Below are 16,486 nucleotides of genomic sequence, written 5' to 3' on the forward strand. Positions count from 1 at the left end.
TTGACTAACTACCTTTTGGTGTGGAGGGGTGCGAGGTAGCGTCTCGGCGCATGGCATCCGTGCACGACATCAGCAACAAGTTCGTCAGCGACTACGTGGCGCTGGACCCGATCACGGCCACCACCCTGGGGTATTCGGGCTCCGACGACCAGTTGACGGACTTCTCGCCGGAAGGACACGCGGCGCGCAACGACATCGCCGTACGGGCGCTCGCCGACATCACCGCCGCCCAGCCCGCGGACGCGTCGGAAGAAGCGGCACGTGCCGTCTTCCTGGAACGCGTGGGCCTGGAGGTCGAGCTCTACGAGGCCGGGGCCACCGAGTCGTCGTTGAACGTCATCGCGAGCCCGATCCAGTCCATGCGCGACATCTTCGACCAGATGCCGACCGAGACGCCGGAGCAGTGGGAGACGATCGGTCGTCGTCTCGCCGCCGTGCCCGCCGCTCTGGACGGTCTGCGCTCCTCTCTCTCGCACGCCGCCTCCCGCGGCCACGTGTCGGCATTGCGCCAGGTGACCAAGGTCGCCGCACAGTGCGACGTCTGGTCATCGACGTTCTTCACCTCCTTCGTCGCGTCGGCCGACGTCGACGGCGCACTGCGGTCCTCCTTGGACACCGGAGCCGCCGCGGCTTCGGCCGCCTACGCGGACTTCGCCTCCTACCTGCGCACGTCGCTCGCCCCGCTCGCGCCGGAGAAGGACGCCGTCGGCGAGGAGCGCTACCGGCTCGGCTCGCGCTACTTCACCGGCTCGAACCTCGACCTGGCCGAGGCGTACGCGTGGGGCTGGGAGGAGTTCCTCCGCATCGAGGCGGAGATGAAGGAGATCGCGGGCCGCCTCAAGCCGGGCGCGTCGCTGGCGGAGACCGCGGCGTACCTCGACGAGCAGCCGCGCTACCAGGTGCACGGCCAGGACGGCCTGCAGGCGTGGATGCAGGAGCTGTCCGACAAGGCCCTGCTCGACCTGCGCGGCGTGCACTTCGACCTGCCCGACGAGCTGATGAACCTCGAGTGCAAGATCGCACCGCCCGGCGGTGGCGTCGGCGCCTACTACACGCAGCCGACCGCGGACTTCTCCCGTCCCGGCCGCATGTGGTGGTCGGTCGCCGAGGGCAAGACGGTGTTCCCGACCTGGCGCGAGACCTCGACCGTCTACCACGAGGGCGTGCCGGGCCACCACCTCCAGTGCGCGACGGCGGTCTACCAGTCGAAGAAGCTCAACGACTTCCAGCGCCTGCTGTGCTGGGTGTCGGGTCACGGCGAGGGCTGGGCGCTCTACTCGGAACGCCTCATGCGCGAGCTCGGCTACCTCGACGACGACGGCGACCTGCTCGGCATGCTGGACGCGCACCTGTTCCGCGCGGCCCGCGTGATCATCGACATCGGCATGCACCTGGAGCTGGAGATCCCCGCGGGCACCGGCTTCCACCCCGGCGAGCGCTGGACGCCGGAGCTGGGCCTCGAGTTCCTGCTGACGAGGACGTTGCAGGAGCCGGCGGCCTCCCGCGACGAGATCGACCGCTACCTCGGCTGGCCCGGCCAGGCGCCGGCGTACAAGCTCGGCGAGCGGCTGTGGCTCGCGGCCCGCGACGACGTGAAGGCCCGCAAGGGCGCGGCGTTCGACCTCAAGCAGTTCCACCGGGAGGCCCTGGAAATGGGCTCGATGGGACTCGACACGTTGCGGGAGCGCCTCGCCGCTCTCTGACGACGACGTCGTCGCTGTAGTTGTCGCTGTCGTTGCAGGACGTTCGCCGACGTGCGCGAACGTCCTGCGCGACTGATATATCGGCCGACTGATATATCGGATATCAGGCGGGGTCGGCCCACCGCACGCGCACGCGGTTCGTGATGGGGTCGGCGTCGTCGGTGTGCACGAACTCGAGCCACGGTCCCGGTTCGGGCCGCACCGACGCGAACCCGTCGCCGCTGCGGACCACCGGGTGCCCGGTCGCCTGCGCGGACGCCAGCGGGTCGCGCGAGTCGACGACGACCGCGGCGATCGCCCCGGTGTACTCGGGGCGGGGTTCGAGGACGCAGAACTCGTTGCCCTGAGGGTCTCGCAACACCACCCACGGCACGTCGCGCTGCCCGACGTCGGCGTGTTCGGCGCCGAGCTTGAGCGCACGGCCGACGAGGTCCGCCTGGTGTTCGGCGGAGGTGGAGGCGAGGTCGAGGTGCACCCGGTTTTTCTCGATCTTCGGGGCGTCGCTCCACACGAACGTCAGCTCGATCTCGTCCCCGGCGAACTCGGTCCAGAACGCCGCCAGCGCGGAGGGATCAGCGGACTCGAACGTGATTTCCACCCGTGCGAGGGTACTGTCTCCGCGTGGCGAAGCTGGTGCTCGGACCCTTCCTGAGATATGTCGACAACACGTCCGCGACCGTGTGGGTCGAGACGGACGCCCCGTGCGAGGTGAAGATCACCGAGCACAGCGCGCGCACGTTCCAGGTGGGCAAGCAGCACTACGCGCTGGTCCGGCTCGAAGGACTCGGCCCCCGCACGGAGTACGACGTGCGGCTGGACGGCGAGGTGGTCTGGCCGCCGCCCGGCAGCGACTTTCCGCAGCCCGTCATCCGCACCGGTGAGGTCCGGCGGATCGCCTTCGGCTCGTGCCGCGCCGCTCCCGGCCAGCCGGTCGGCGACGACGCCCTCGACGCCTACGCGCAGCGGCTCATGAAGACGCCGGAGGAGGAGTGGCCGCAGGCCCTGCTCCTGCTCGGCGACCAGGTCTACGCGGACGAGCCGACCGACGCGACGAAGGCGTGGCTGCGCGAGCACCGGCAGGGCACGAAGGAGCCCGACGACGAGGTCGTCCACTTCTCCGAGTACGCCCACCTCTACCACGAGACCTGGGGCGACCCGGAGATCCGCTGGCTGCTGTCCGTCGTGCCGACGTCGATGATCTTCGACGACCACGACGTGCGCGACGACTGGAACACCTCCGCGGTGTGGCGCAGGCAGATGGCCGAGAAGCCGTGGTGGCGCGACAGGATCCGCGGCGCCATCGCGTCCTACTGGGTCTACCAGCACCTCGGCAACCTCGGCCCGGAGGAGCTCGCCAGGGACCCGTTGTACGCCAAGGTGACCGCCCAGGAGACGGACGTCCTGCCGCTGCTGCTCGAGTTCGCCGAGGAGGCGGACAAGGAGACCGACGGCCGCAAGTCCACCTGGTGGAGCTACCGCCGCGACTTCGGCCGCATCCGGCTGCTCATGGTCGACACGCGCTCCGGCCGCATCCTCGAGGAGGACAAGCGGCAGATGGTGAGCGACGCCGAGTTCGAGTGGATCGAGCGCAACGCCGAGGGCGACTTCGACCACCTGCTGATCGGCTCGTCGCTGCCGTGGCTGATGCCGCACGCGCTCAGCCACCTGCAGTCCATCAACGAGGTCGGCGCCCGCAAGCCCGGCTGGCAGGGCAAGGCCGCCGAGAAGATCAGGCAGGCCGTCGACCTGGAGCACTGGCCCGCGTTCCGCGAGTCGTTCGACCGGCTGTCCCGGATGATCGAGAAGGCCGCGAACACCGACACCGCCACGGTGTGCGTGCTCTCCGGCGACGTCCACCACAGCTACGTCGCCGTGGCCGACTTCCCCCGGCCCACCAAGGCGCTGGTCACGCAGCTCGTGTGCTCGCCCGTCCACAACGAACCGCCGGGGGTGCTCGTCCCCGCCTTCCGGCTGTCGTGGTCGCGCGCGGCCGGCTGGGTGTTCCGCAAGCTCGCGAACGCCGTGGGAGTGCCGAAGGACCTGATGAGCTGGCGCAAGACCAGTGGCCCGCACTTCGGCAACTCCGTGGCGCTGCTGGACTTCGACGGCCACAACGCCCGTTACCGGCTGCTGTCGGCAACGGGCGAGGAGACCGCGTCCGTCCTACTTGGTCGCGAGTCGCAGTAGCGCCCACAGCTGTGCGATCGCGTCGTGGTCACCGACGACCTCGACCATGCGGTCGGGCAGCCGTCCCCACAGCCAGCGGTACATCGTCATCGGGTCCGCCGACACCTGGGCGTCGGCGCGGTGGGCGTCCTCGGGGTCGACGACGCGCCACGCCGATGCGCCGTGCGGGCCGCAGCGCGTGAGCCACACGTGGTCCTCGACCTGGATGGCGACGAAGCTGTCCCGCGACCCCCGCACGCCGAGCACGTCGAGCTTGTGCCCCAGCCACAACGTGAGCACCTCGTCGACACCGTCGACGGCGACGTCGTCGTCGACCGCGCCGACCTCGATGCCCGCCGCACCCTGGATGTCCGTGCGGTGCACCGTCGTCTCGTGCGCGAGGCGTCGCCGCCAGAACCCGTGGTTCTGCTGCTCCGGCCACCACGTCGCGCACGGTTCGTCCTCGTCGTGCGCGCCGAGTTCGGTGAGCACCGCTTCCGCGCCCGACCGCAGGAAGTCGAGCGCGTTTTCTCCCTCCTTCGGGTAGTCCTGCCATTCGCCGGCCTCGGGTTCGCGGCCGAGCCTGATCCACTCCAGTGCCCTGCGGTAGCCGCTGCCGACGTGCCGCACGGTTTCGCCGAGGTTGAGCCCAGGACAGGCGGGCACGCCTTTGTGCGGTGGCTGGCCGATCGCGGACATGGCGAGCAGCTCCGCCTCACGGCGCAAAACGTCGAGAAAGTTCACCGCTTGGCCTCGTTCATCACGCGGTCGACGAGCGTCACGAACTGATCGGTCTGACGAACCAGGTCGTCGGCCGTGCGCGCGTTGACGTGCCTGGTGATTCCGGCGAGCACAGCGGCACGGGTGGACGACCACGACGCGAAGAACGTCGCCCACTCGCTCATCTCCGGGGCGATCGACGCGAGCAGCACCCAGGCGCTGGTCGGCCTCGACCGGCCGCGATGGGGTCGTCCGCGCAACGCGAGCACCGCGGCGGCGGCGCGCAGGGCGGCGAGGTAGGCGGTGGCGAACCGCTCCGGTGGCTCCGGCGTGCGTTCGGACTCGGCGAGCGAGTCACGTGCCTGCTGCAGCAACGCGAGCGCGGACGCGGGTGGTAACGGGATGGGGAAGTCGATTGCGGTCAACTCGGCCTCCTCGTGGCGTCGGTGAACGACGTCTCCGCCGAGGGGAAGCCGGCGGCTCTCGGAGGTGGGGTGCTTCCCCCACCCCACCTCCGAGGCATGGTGCGACTCGAACAAACGTTCGAGTCCGCTTCAGCGTAGCGCCCGGCCGGCGGATTCCTCAACCCGCCCCACCACGTGGGGGCCAGTCGTGGTCTGATGGTGATGTGAGCTCGCTCGAACACCCCGGAATCCGCAAGGTCGCGGACGCCCTGCCCCCGGACACCGCCGCGCGCATCGTGGTGCTGCCGGACGCCGTGCGGACAGCGGCGGCCGCCGCGGAGGCGGTGGGCGTGCAGGTGGGCGCGATCGCGAACAGCCTCCTCTTCGCCGCGGTGCGCGACGGAGTGGCCACCCCGCTGCTGGTGCTGACGTCGGGCGCGCACCGCGCGGACACCTCCCTCGTCGCCCGGCTGGTGGGCGCGGACGCGGTCAAACGCGCCGACCCCGAGTTCGTGCGCGAGCACACGGGCCAGGTGATCGGCGGCGTGTCGCCGGTCGGGCACCCGAAGCCGATCGAGACGGTGGTGGACGAGACCTTGTCCGGTTACGAGGAGATCTGGGCGGCAGCGGGCCACCCGCACGCCGTCTACCCGACCACGTTCGCGGACTTGGTGGCGCTGACCGGCGGACGTGTCGCGGCGGTGTCGTCGTGACGGCCTCGCCGCGGCTCGAACGCATCGTCGAGCTGACCGCCGCCCAGCTGAACGCCCGGCTGGGCGAGGCGCTCGCGCTGTACGTGACGGCGATGAACTACCCGCCCGCCACCGTCGAGCAGCGCGCCCCGATGTGGCTCGCGCACATGATGCGCGAGGACTGGCGGTGCGTCGTCGCGCTGGGAGAGAAGGACGAGCTCGTCGGCATCGGCTACGGCTACCGCGGCGCGGCCGGCCAGTGGTGGCACGAGCAGGTGCGGCGCGGTCTCATGGCCGTCTCTCCGCCGAGTGTCGTCGAGGAGTGGCTGGCCGACTACTTCGAGCTGACCGAGCTGCACGTGCTGCCGCGCGCCCAGGGCCGCGGCCTCGGCGAGGAGCTGCTGCGCCGCCTGCTGGAGGACGTGCCGTCGTCCCGCGTGCTGCTTTCGACGCCGGAAGGTCCGAGCAAGGCGTGGAAGCTCTACCGTCGCGTCGGTTTCGTCGACGTGCTGCGGCACTACCAGTTCACGGGCGACCCGCGCCCGTTCGCGGTGCTCGGCCGCCGGCTGCCAGTCGACTGACCTGGTTCTCCCGAGAAGCCCCCGAGTCACGGCTCGGGGGCTTCTTCGTGTCTGTTGCGCTCGTCCCGTCCCGGTCCTACCCTCACCAATATGCAATATATTGGATATGGGTCACTGAAGGAGCGGGCGGCGGCCGAGATCCGATCGGCGATCGTGCGCGGCGACCTGGAGCCGGGAACGGCCATCAAGGACGTCGAACTGGCGGAGAAGCTGGGCCTGTCCCGCACCCCGGTGCGCGAGGCGCTCGCCACGCTCACCGACGAGGGCCTCGTCGAGACCAAGCCCCACGCGTACACGCGCGTGACGGCGCTGGAAGCCGAACCGGTGCGCGACGCCCTCGTCGTCGTGCGGCAGATGCACTCCCTCGCCACCGGACTCGTCGTCTACCGCGGTGAGCTGACCGACGACGATCTCGCCGCGATGCGCGCCGCGAACAAGGCGTTCAAGGAGGCGCTCGACGCCAACGACGCCGTCGCCGCACTGGCCGCCGACGACGAGTTCCACGCCGTGACCGTCCGCCGCTGCGCCAACTTCGCCATCACCGCCACCATCGACCGCTTCACCCCGCTGGTGCGCCGCGCCGAGCACAGCCGTTTTTCCTCACCGGCCGCCCGCCACTCCGTGACGCAGCACCAGCAGATCATCGAGGCGTGCCGCGAAGGTGACCACCAGCGGGCGAGCGTCCTCGTCGACGAGAACTGGAACACCCTGGAGGACGAACTGTGAACAGGTTCCCGCTGCTCTTCGGCCCCTCGCCGGTCCACCGCCTGGACCGCCTCACGACCCACCTCGGCGGCGCCGCGGTCTGGGCGAAGCGCGAGGACTGCAACTCCGGACTCGCCTACGGCGGCAACAAGACCCGCAAACTCGAGTACCTCGTCGCCGACGCCCTCGCCACCGGCTGCGACACCCTCGTGTCGATCGGCGGGATCCAGTCCAACCACACCCGCCAGGTCGCCGCCGCCGCGGCCAGAGCGGGCCTGAAGGCCGTGCTGGTGCAGGAAAGCTGGGTCGACTGGTCCGACACCGGCAGCGACCGGGTGGGCAACATCCTGCTCAGCCGCATGATGGGAGCCGACATCCGCCTCGTGGACGCCGAGTTCGGCATCGGCGTCAAACCCGCCTGGGAACAGGCGATCGAGGAGGTCCGCGCCAACGGCGGCAAGCCCTACCCGATCCCGGCAGGAGCCTCCGACCACCCGCTGGGCGGCCTCGGCTTCGCGAACTGGGCCGACGAGGTCCGCGAGCAGGAGGACCAGCTCGGCGTCTTCTTCGACACGATCATCGTCTGCTCCGTCACCGGCAGCACCCAGGCGGGCATGGTCGCGGGCTTCGCGAACGACCCACGCCGCCGCGTCCTGGGCATCGACGCCTCCGCCAAGCCGGACGAGACCCGCGCCCAGGTCATCCGCATCGCCCAGAACACGGCCAAGCTCCGCGAGGTCGAGGTGTCCGAAGAGGACGTCCTGCTCGACGACCGCTTCCACGCGGGCACCTACGGCATCGCCGACGAGTCCACAGTGGAGGCCATGCGCCTCGGCGCCAGCCTCGAAGGCATGATCACCGACCCGGTGTACGAGGGAAAGTCCCTGGCGGGCCTCGTCCACCTCGTGTCGTCGGGGGAGATCGACCGCGACTCGACCGTCCTCTACGCGCACCTCGGCGGCCAACCGGCGCTCAACGCGTACAGCTCCCTGTTCCCGGCGTAGCCGCTCGGAGGCGGCTGACTCTCGAGAGCGGACCTGACGTCGGCGGTGTGGTCGGGGGAAGCGGCAGAGCCCAGTCGCGAGCAGGGCGGGTGGGGGCAAGCCCGGCGGCGGTGAGGCTGGCTTGCCACCCCTGAGGGCTTTGCGAGCCTTGGTGATTCCGCCGTACCGCGCGGTGGCTAGGTCTCGCGGTTCTTGCGTCGTGGCTAGGTTTCGCAGTTTCCGCGTGGTGGCCGGGCCCGCAGTACTCGCGCGGTGGCTGAGTCCTGCAGTTCCCGCGCGCGCAGTACTCGCGCGGCGCTGATGCCCGCGGCTTGCCGTGTTCGCGCACCTGGCCGAGTACGGCGCTGCGGCCGTCGGGTTACGCACCGGTCAGGCGCGTAGGCGCAGGCCCTTCGGGGTGGCGCGGAAGCCCGCCTCCTGCAGCACCGTGGCCAGGTGCGAGGTCAGGGCCACCTCGCCGTCGGCGCGCTGGACCGCCAGCTGGCCCAGCCAGCCGTCCCGGACGGCGCGGCTCAGGGCGTTGGCGGCTGTGCGCAGGGTCGGGTCGTCGTCGGTGAACGACAGCAGTGACTTGCCGCCCCGCTCGACGTAGAGCGCCGGGGTGCCGTCGACCAGCACGGCCAGTGCGCCCGCTTTGCGGGCAGGGCGGTGTTTGCCCTCGCCGAGCGGGACGGGCCAGGCCAGGGCCGCGCCGTACGGCTGGGCCGGGTCGGCCGCGGCCAGCACCACCGCCGCCTGGTCGCTCGGCGCGGGCTGGCCGGGTGGGCGGGACAGGGCTCGCAGCCGGTCCACCGCGCCCCGCGCCGCGAACTGGGCGGCGCCCAGGCCCTCGACGACGTAGCCGCGGATGACCTGGCCGGACTCCTCCATCGCCCGCAGCACCTTGTAGACGCCGCTGAACCCGCCCGTCACGCGTTCGGTGTCGAGGGCGCCCCTGGTCAGGACGCCGTGCCGTTCCAGGAACGCCTCGGCGCGGGCGTGCGCCCTGCGGGTCGGGTCGGCCGCCGGGGTCACGGCCAGCGACCAGCGGCCCGCGGCGGTGGGCGGGCCGGTGCGGGACGGCAGGTCGGGGCGGGCCGCGCGCAGTCTCGCGTAACGGCCCCGGGGGGCGCTGCGGCGTGGTTTGTGGGCAGCGCCGCCACCCGACACCAGCGCCCGCAGCGGCGACAGGGTGTCGTTGGTGACCAGGCCCGCCCACACCAGGTCCCAGAGCGTGCCCACGACCTCGGCGTCCGTGCACGTCACGGACTGCGAGGCGCGGTCGACCACCTGGCGGAAGAACAACGCGCCACCGGACAGCGCCTCCAGCACCGCCGTGTGCAGCGGCGACTCCGGGATCGCCTCCGGCACCAGGTCCGGCAGCAGCAGGTCGGCCACGTCGGTCGGGGCGAGGGCGATCCAGCCGTCGCCGCCCGCCAGCGCGCCGCACCCCGTCCACGTCACCTCGCCGGACGCGGTCAGCTCGTCCAGCAGCGCCGGGTAGTAGCCGGGCAGCCGGGCAGGCATCAGCAGCGACTCCAGCGCGCTGGCCGGGAGCGGCGCTCCGGCGAGCTGCTCCACCACCGAGAACACGTCGTCGACCGTCGGCGCCGACCGCAGCCGCCTGCCGAGACCGTGCCACGACGGCAGGAACCGGCCCAGCGCCGCGGGTTCGACCGGCTCGACCTCGGACCGCAGCCGGGCCAGCGAGGCCCGGCGCAGGCGGCGCAGCACGTCCGCGTCGCAGTACTCGGTGTGCGTGCCACCCGGACGGAGCTCACCGCGGACCAGCCTGCCCGTGGCGGCCATGCGTTCCAGCACGCCCGTCACGACGGCCACGCCCAGGCCGAAGCGCGCGGCCGGTTCGGCGGCGGGGAACGGGCCGTGCGTGCGGGCGTAGCGGCTCAGCAGGTCGCCCAGCGGATCGGCCACCGGTTCGGTGAACGCCTCCGGCACGCCCACCGGGAGGGCGACGCCGAGCGCGTCGCGCACCCGGCCCGCGTCCTCGATCGAGATCGTGCGTTCCTCACCGGCGATCCGGACGCGGATCGCCCGGCGCTGCGCCACCAGCTCGTCCAGCCACTCGCGGGGCACGCCGCGCTCCAGCGCCTCCGCGTCGGAGAGGTCGCCCAGGAACCGCAGCAGGTCCGCGGTGTCCTCGGCGTGCCGCGGGCGGCGGTCCTCCGTCAGGCGTTGCAGGCTGCGCTCGACCTCGGCGACGATCTCGGGGTCGAGCAGCTCGCGGATCGCCTCCGAGCCGAGCAGCTCCGCCAGCAGCGTCGAGTCGAGCGACAGCGCCGCCGCCCGCCGTTCGGCCAGGGGAGCGTCCATCTCGTACAGGAACATGCCCACGTAGCCGAAGAGCAGGCTGCGGGCGAACGGTGAGGGCGACGGCGTCTCCACCTCGACCACGCGGACCCGGCGAGCACGGACGTCCGACATCAGCTCGCGCAGCCCCGGCACGTCGTAGACGTCCTGCAGGCACTCGCGCATCGCCTCCAGGACCACCGGGAACCGCTCGTACTTCGACGCCACCGACAACAGCTGCGCCGACCGTTGGCGCTGCTGCCACAACGGCGTCCGCCGTTTCGGGTCGCGGCGGGGCAGCAGCAGGGACCGGGCGGCGCACTCGCGGAACCGGGCCGCGAACAACGCCGACCCGCCCACCTCGGCCACCACGATCTGCTCGACCTCCTCCGGGTCGAGCAGCACGTCCTCCGCGCCCGCCGTCACCTCCACGCCCTCGTGGTCGAGCGCGTCGGGCAGCCGCAGCACGATGCCGTCGTCGGAGTGCGCCGTCTGCGCCTCGACGCCGCGCTTCTCCCGCAGCCGCGCGGCGATCGCGAGCGCCCACGGCGCGTTGACCTGGGCGCCGAACGGCGAGTGCACGACGAGCCGCCAGTCGCCCAGCTCGTCGCGGAACCGCTCCACCAGGACGACCCGGTCGTTCGGGACGTGCCGCGTGGCCTCCCGCTGCTCGGCCAGGTACGCGAGCAGGTTGTCCGTGGCCCACTCGTCGAGCCCGGCGGCGGTCGCCCGTTCCCGCGCCGCCGCGTCCTCCATCGTGGACACCTCGCGCAGGAACTTGCCCATCGCGCGGCCCAGCTCCAGCGGACGGCCCGGCGCGTCGCCCTTCCAGAACGGCATCCGCGCGGGCTGACCCGGAGCCGGCACCACGATCACCCGGTCGTGGGTGATGTCCTCGACCCGCCACGACGAGGTGCCCAGCAGGAACGTGTCGCCCACGCGCGACTCGTAGACCATCTCCTCGTCGAGCTCGCCGACGCGCGAGCCGGGCCCGTTCTCCGACGGCGGCGTCATCACCGCGAACAGCCCTCGGTCGGGGATCGTGCCGCCGGAGGTGACCGCGAGCCGCTGCGAACCCGGCCGGCCGCGCAGCTCGGAGTTGACCCGGTCCCACGTGATCCGCGGCCGCAGCTCGCCGAACTCCTCGGACGGGTAACGGCCCGACAGCATGTCCAGCACCGCGTGCAGCGCCGAGTCGGGCAGACCGGCGAACGGCGCCGCCCGCCGCACCAGCGCCGTCAGGTCCTCGACCGTCCACGTCTCCATCGCCACCATCGCGACGACGTGCTGCGCCAGCACGTCGAGCGGGTTGCGCGGGAACCGGACCGACTCGATCGCGCCGTCGCGCATCCGCTCCGCCACCACCGCGCACGACACCAGGTCGCCGCGGAACTTCGGGAACATCACGCCCTTCGACACCGCGCCCACCTGGTGGCCCGCCCGGCCGACGCGCTGCATCCCGGACGCGACCGACGGCGGCGCCTCCACCTGCACCACCAGGTCGACCGCGCCCATGTCGATGCCCAGCTCCAGCGAGGACGTGGCCACGACGCACGGCAGCCGCCCCGACTTCAGGTCCTCCTCCACGGCGGTGCGCTGCTCCCGCGACATCGACCCGTGGTGCGCACGCGCCACCGACGCGGACTTCTGCACCGTCATCCCGGACTGGCCGATCGCCTCGGCCGGAAACGACTCCGCCGGGGACGACTCGGCTGGGAGCGCCTCCGCCTCGCTCGCCTCCTCGGCGAGCTCGTTCAGCCGCGCCGTCAGCCGTTCGGCGAGGCGCCGCGAGTTCGCGAAGACGATCGTCGAGCGGTGTGCCCGCACCAGTTCGAGCACCCGTGCCTCGACCGACGGCCAGATCGACGTGCGCTGCTCCGCGCCCGCCGCCGACCCCGACACCTCACCGGTCGGCTGGCCGAGCACCGTCATGTCCTCGACCGGCACCTCCACCTCGACCTCGATGGTCTTCGGCGTCTTCGGCTGCACCACCGACACCGGCCGCCCGCCCGCCAGGTACGTGCCGATCTCCTCGACGGGCCGCACCGTGGCCGACAGCCCGATCCGTTGCGCCGGGCGCTCCAGCAGCGCGTCCAGCCGTTCGAGCGACAACGCGAGGTGCCCGCCGCGCTTGGTGCCCGCCACCGCGTGCACCTCGTCGACGATCACCGTCTCCACGCCGCGCAGCGACTCCCGCGCCGACGACGTGAGCAGCAGGAACAACGACTCCGGCGTCGTCACCAGCACGTCCGGCGGGGTGCGGCCGAACGCCCTGCGCTCCTCGGGGGACGTGTCGCCCGTGCGCATGCCGACCGCGATCGACGGCTCCGCGAGCCCCAGCCGCTGCGACGCCTGCCGGATGCCCGCGAGCGGCGCGCGCAGGTTGCGCTCGACGTCGACCGCCAGCGCCTTCAACGGCGACACGTACAGCACCCGGCACCGGCGCTTCGGCTCCTCGGGCACGGGGGAGGACGCCAGCCGGTCCAGCGCCCACAGGAAGGCGGCCAGCGTCTTGCCGGAGCCGGTGGGGGCGATGACCAGCGCGTGCTCGCCCGCCGCCGCGGCAGCCCACGCACCCGTCTGAGCCGGGGTGGGCGCGGCGAAGGCCCCGGCGAACCACTGCCTGGTCGCCGGTGAGAATGCCTCCATCACGTCCATGGAGAACATGATGACGCCGGGGTCTGACAATTTCTGATTACGCAGGTCCGAGCACCCGGTGAAGTGCCCTGTGGCACGATCAACCGGTACGCCTTCGAGGGGAGAACGGTGCGCATCCTGTCCGTCGACCTGGGCACCGCGAACACGGTCGCGGTGCTGTCCGGCCACGGTGTGGTGGACGTGGACGGAGGGCCCGCGATGCCCTCGTCCGTCTACCTCGACGAGGACGGCACCCTGCGCGTCGGCAGGGAGGCGGAGCGGCGGTCGCGCCAGGACCCGTCGCGCTACGAGGCCAACCCGAAGCGGCTGATCGACAAGGCCACGATCAAGCTCGGCGACCAGAACCTGCCGGTCAACGACGCGCTCGCGGCCATCTACGCGCGCGTGATGGAGTCCGTGACCCCGCTGCTGATGGGCGCGCAGCTCGACGAGATCCGCCTGACGCACCCCGCGGAGTGGGGCCCGAGCAGGCGCAACAAGCTGCTGTCCTCGGCGCGGCTCGCGGGCATGACGGGCGAGATCGTGCCGGTGCCGGAGGCCATCGCGGTGGCCGCGCTCGGCGGTGGCCGCCCGCTCGCCGTCTACGACTTCGGCGCCGACACGTTCGACGTGTCCGTGCTCGACGCGGAGCACCGCATCCTCGCCGACGGCAGCCTCCCCGACGTCGGCGGTCTCGACGTCGACCAGGCCCTGCTCGAGCACATCGGCCGCTCGGTCTCGCACAAGGACCCGGCAGGCTGGCAGCGGCTGCTGCGCCCGACGACGGTGGAGGACCACCGCGCCCGCCTCGGCCTGCGGGAGGAGCTGCGCCTCGCCAAGGAGGACCTCTCCGAGCTGCCGCAGGTCGAGGTCCTGATGCCGGAGCCGTTCGAGAAGGTCGTCATCACGCGGGCCGAGCTCGAGGCGCTCATCCGGCCGAGCCTCATCCGCAGCACCGAGCTGCTGATCTCCACGGTGCACCGGGCGGGCGTCACGCCCGAGCACGTCTACCTGGTCGGCGGCTCGTGCCGGATGCCGCTGGTCGCGCAGGTCATCGCGGAGAAGGTCGGCATCGTCCCGACCAACCCCGACCACCCGGAGACCATCGTCGCCTCCGGCGCCCAGGTCGTGGACAAGACCAAGATCACGCTGAAGGCCGAGGACGACAAGCCCAAGTTCGTCGAGCCGCCCACGGTCGTGACCGCTCCCGTCAGCCCCGCCGTGTCCGGCCCGCACCCGGTCAACCCGAACGTCAGCGGCCCGAACCCGGTGGTCAGCGGCTCCTTCCCGGGCACGAGCGGGTCCTACCCGAACCCGGCGACGAGCGGCGCCTACTCGGCCAGCGGCAGCTACCCGGTCACCGCGCCGTACGCCGTGAACCCGAACGTCAGCGGCAGCTACCCGATGAACTTCCCGCAGCAGACCGGCCCGAAGAAGAAGGACAACAAGAAGATCCTCCTCGGGGCCGGCGGCGCGGTGGTGGCCGTGGCCGCGATCCTCGGCGCGGTGTTCGCGTTCTCCGGACCCGACCTGCCCAGCGCGGACGAGTGCAAGGACGACACCACCCAGGACGGCCAGGGCTTCACGCGGTGCCTGCGCCAGCTCGCGGGCACCGTGCCCGACGGCGGCGGCTGCGAGAAGGCCGACTCCGCGCAGATCACCGGCATGGTCGAGATCAAGGGCACGGTCGTCACCTGCACGATCCGCGACGGCTACTCGGTCCAGTACGTTCTCACCGACAGCGTCACGGGCGCCATGAACAACGCCGACTCGATCGCGATGTCGTTCCAGACCGACACCGTCGAGGCGGACTGGACCGGCAACGGCCTGGAGGGCGACTACCGCGCGGCCACGTCGAGCGGCACCGGCGTGCTGGTGTTCACCGCCAAGAACCGCCCCATGCTCGGCATCCTCACCAAGAACGCCGAGGAGAACGCCGACGAGCTCAAGCCCGACGAGATCGCCGACTTCTTCGAGAAGTCCGTTCAACCGGGTGAGTAACCGCCACTGATGGACCTGTCGGCACGCCGCCCCGGCGTGCCACCATCGCGATCATGGTGACCGCCGCGCCGCGGGTGGAACGGGTGCAGCGCAAGGTCGTGCGGGTACTGACCGGCACCCAGGTCCTCGGGTCGGCGTCGGTGACGATCGGCCTCGCGTTCAGCACGCTGATCGCCGCGTCGATGTCCGGCTCCGAGGCCGTCGGCGGTCTCGCGCAGACCTCGGCAGTGGCCGGCGCCGCCCTGCTCGCCCTGCCGGGCGCTCGTCTCGCGCAGCGCGGCGGACGGCGTCCCGCCCTCGTCCTCGGCTACGGCACGGGCGCTCTCGGAGCCCTGGTCGCCGCTGCCGCCGTGGTCTTCGGCTGGTGGCCGCTGCTGCTGGCGGGGCTCGTGCTGTTCGGCGGTGCCTCCAGCGCGAACTACGCGGCCCGGTACGCCGCGACGGACCTGGCGCACCCGCACCGCCGGGCGCGTGAGCTGTCCAGGGTGGTGTGGGCGGCGATGGTCGGCGCGGTCGTCGGGCCCAACCTCGCCGACCCCGCCAGCCGCGTGGCCGCCTCCCTCGGCCTGCCCGTGGGGGCGGGGCCGTTCCTGCTGGCCGCCGCGGTGCTCGGCGTCGCGGTGCTGGTGGTGCAGCTCGGACTGCGACCGGACCCGCTGGTCGTCGTGAAGAGCACCCGGCCGGTGGAACCCCAGCACTGTTCGGGTGGTTCCAGCAGTCCCGGTGGTCTGCGGATCTGGACGACTCTCGGCCCGATGGCGCGACTTGCACTCGTCGGGGTGATGTTGTGCCACACCGCGATGGTCGGGCTGATGTCGATGACGCCGGTGCACATGAACCACACCGGGTCGTCGTTGCGCGTGGTCGGCGTCGTGATCAGCCTGCACGTGGCCGCGATGTACGGCGCGAGTCCCCTGTTCGGGTGGATGGCCGACCGGCTGGGCCGGGTCCCGGTGCTCGCGGTCGGTGCCTCGCTCGTGGTGGCGGCCTCCGCGGTCGCGGGGACGGCGCCGTCGCACGACGCACCGCAGCTCGCCATCGGGCTCGCACTGCTCGGGCTCGGCTGGTCCGCCGGGCTGGTGTCGGGCTCGGCGCTGCTGACGGAGTCCGTGCCGGTGGCGGACCGGCCCGCGGCGCAAGGGCTGTCCGACCTGGTGATGAACACGGGCGCCGCCATCGGCGGCGCGGTGTCCGGGATCGTCGTGACGGTGTGGTCGTACGCGACGCTCGGGCTGGCCGTGGGCTTCACCGCGCTGCCGCTGCTGGTGGTGTGCCTCCTCGCGTGGCTGCGCAGGCCCGCCGGTTAGGGTCCTGCGGTGCGCATCACGATGTTCCGCAAGCTCATGGCAGGGGAGTTCGGCCAGGTCAGGGCCGAGATGATCGCCCACGACCACGTGTTGTCGTCGCTGGGCGGCCGCACCGCCGACCAGGCACTGGAGGCGGGGATCGGGGCGAAGGAGGTCTGGACGGCGGTCTGCGACGCGTTCGAAATCCCCCCGGATCGGCGCTGAAGGGGCGGTCCGGAGTGTCATGTGTGCTCGAACACGTGTTCGGCTACAGTGGCTCCGACCCCCGGCTTCGCAAAAT

At 71.9% G+C, this 16,486-nt stretch carries 13 protein-coding genes; 9 read left to right on the plus strand and 4 right to left on the minus strand.

The genetic code is table 11. From position 1 onward, the window contains the following. Positions 1-50: 50 nt before the first annotated feature. The gene (locus BLT23_RS32315) at positions 51-1,703 is read left to right on the plus strand and encodes a DUF885 domain-containing protein (protein WP_090056422.1); all 1,653 of its coding nucleotides are present in this window, start codon (positions 51-53) and stop codon (positions 1,701-1,703) included. 103 nt (positions 1,704-1,806) lie between these two features. Here the strand turns inward: BLT23_RS32315 and BLT23_RS32320 are convergent, their stop codons facing one another. Further along, the gene (locus BLT23_RS32320; RefSeq protein WP_090056427.1) at positions 1,807-2,301 is read right to left on the minus strand and encodes a VOC family protein; all 495 of its coding nucleotides are present in this window, start codon (positions 2,299-2,301) and stop codon (positions 1,807-1,809) included. A 23-nt stretch (positions 2,302-2,324) separates the two neighbouring features. Between BLT23_RS32320 and BLT23_RS32325 the strand changes: the two genes are divergently transcribed. Continuing rightward, entirely contained in the window at positions 2,325-3,890 is a 1,566-nt protein-coding gene (locus tag BLT23_RS32325; RefSeq protein ID WP_090056431.1) for an alkaline phosphatase D family protein, read from the plus strand. Here BLT23_RS32325 and BLT23_RS32330 read toward each other — a convergent pair. Next, positions 3,867-4,613 (minus strand): maleylpyruvate isomerase N-terminal domain-containing protein, encoded by a 747-nt coding sequence (locus BLT23_RS32330; RefSeq protein ID WP_245744418.1) that lies wholly within the window; start codon positions 4,611-4,613, stop codon positions 3,867-3,869. The genes BLT23_RS32325 and BLT23_RS32330 overlap by 24 nt on opposite strands. Beyond that, complete coding sequence (locus BLT23_RS32335) at positions 4,610-5,014, minus strand: SAV_6107 family HEPN domain-containing protein (protein ID WP_143036115.1); 405 nt, start codon at positions 5,012-5,014, stop codon at positions 4,610-4,612. Before BLT23_RS32335 ends, BLT23_RS32330 begins: the two co-directional genes overlap by 4 nt. 203 nt (positions 5,015-5,217) lie before the next feature. Here BLT23_RS32335 and BLT23_RS32340 point away from each other — a divergent pair, with 203 nt between their 5' ends. The 4 genes from BLT23_RS32340 (at position 5,218) to BLT23_RS32355 (ending at position 7,975) form a co-directional block, all read left to right on the plus strand. Then, positions 5,218-5,706 carry a YbaK/EbsC family protein gene (locus BLT23_RS32340; RefSeq protein WP_090056438.1) on the plus strand — a complete coding sequence of 163 codons (489 nt, stop codon included), beginning with the start codon at positions 5,218-5,220 and terminating at the stop codon, positions 5,704-5,706. Next, a complete protein-coding gene (locus BLT23_RS32345; RefSeq protein ID WP_245744420.1) occupies positions 5,703-6,266 on the plus strand; it encodes a GNAT family N-acetyltransferase in 564 nt (187 codons plus the stop codon). Before BLT23_RS32340 ends, BLT23_RS32345 begins: the two co-directional genes overlap by 4 nt. Before the next feature lie 90 nt (positions 6,267-6,356). Next, entirely contained in the window at positions 6,357-6,992 is a 636-nt protein-coding gene (locus BLT23_RS32350; protein ID WP_090056441.1) for a GntR family transcriptional regulator, read from the plus strand. Beyond that, positions 6,989-7,975 (plus strand): 1-aminocyclopropane-1-carboxylate deaminase, encoded by a 987-nt coding sequence (locus tag BLT23_RS32355; RefSeq protein ID WP_090056445.1) that lies wholly within the window; start codon positions 6,989-6,991, stop codon positions 7,973-7,975. The genes BLT23_RS32350 and BLT23_RS32355 overlap by 4 nt, the downstream gene beginning before the upstream one ends. A 369-nt stretch (positions 7,976-8,344) precedes the next feature. On the opposite strand, the gene BLT23_RS32360 is transcribed toward BLT23_RS32355, so the two are convergent. Further along, complete coding sequence (locus tag BLT23_RS32360) at positions 8,345-12,919, minus strand: ATP-dependent helicase (protein ID WP_425434436.1); 4,575 nt, start codon at positions 12,917-12,919, stop codon at positions 8,345-8,347. A gap of 108 nt (positions 12,920-13,027) precedes the next feature. Between BLT23_RS32360 and BLT23_RS32365 the strand changes: the two genes are divergently transcribed. The 3 genes from BLT23_RS32365 to BLT23_RS32375 are packed head-to-tail and all read left to right on the plus strand — an operon-like array spanning position 13,028 to position 16,410. Then, positions 13,028-14,899 carry an Hsp70 family protein gene (locus BLT23_RS32365; RefSeq protein ID WP_090056900.1) on the plus strand — a complete coding sequence of 624 codons (1,872 nt, stop codon included), beginning with the start codon at positions 13,028-13,030 and terminating at the stop codon, positions 14,897-14,899. A gap of 53 nt (positions 14,900-14,952) precedes the next feature. Continuing rightward, complete coding sequence (locus BLT23_RS32370; RefSeq protein ID WP_176947023.1) at positions 14,953-16,206, plus strand: MFS transporter; 1,254 nt, start codon at positions 14,953-14,955, stop codon at positions 16,204-16,206. 9 nt (positions 16,207-16,215) lie between these two features. Next, entirely contained in the window at positions 16,216-16,410 is a 195-nt protein-coding gene (locus BLT23_RS32375) for a DUF3046 domain-containing protein (RefSeq protein WP_176947024.1), read from the plus strand. Positions 16,411-16,486 lie beyond the last annotated feature (76 nt).

This window comes from Lentzea fradiae (assembly GCF_900100955.1).
In the GTDB taxonomy this organism is placed as follows: Bacteria; Actinomycetota; Actinomycetes; order Mycobacteriales; family Pseudonocardiaceae; genus Lentzea; species Lentzea fradiae.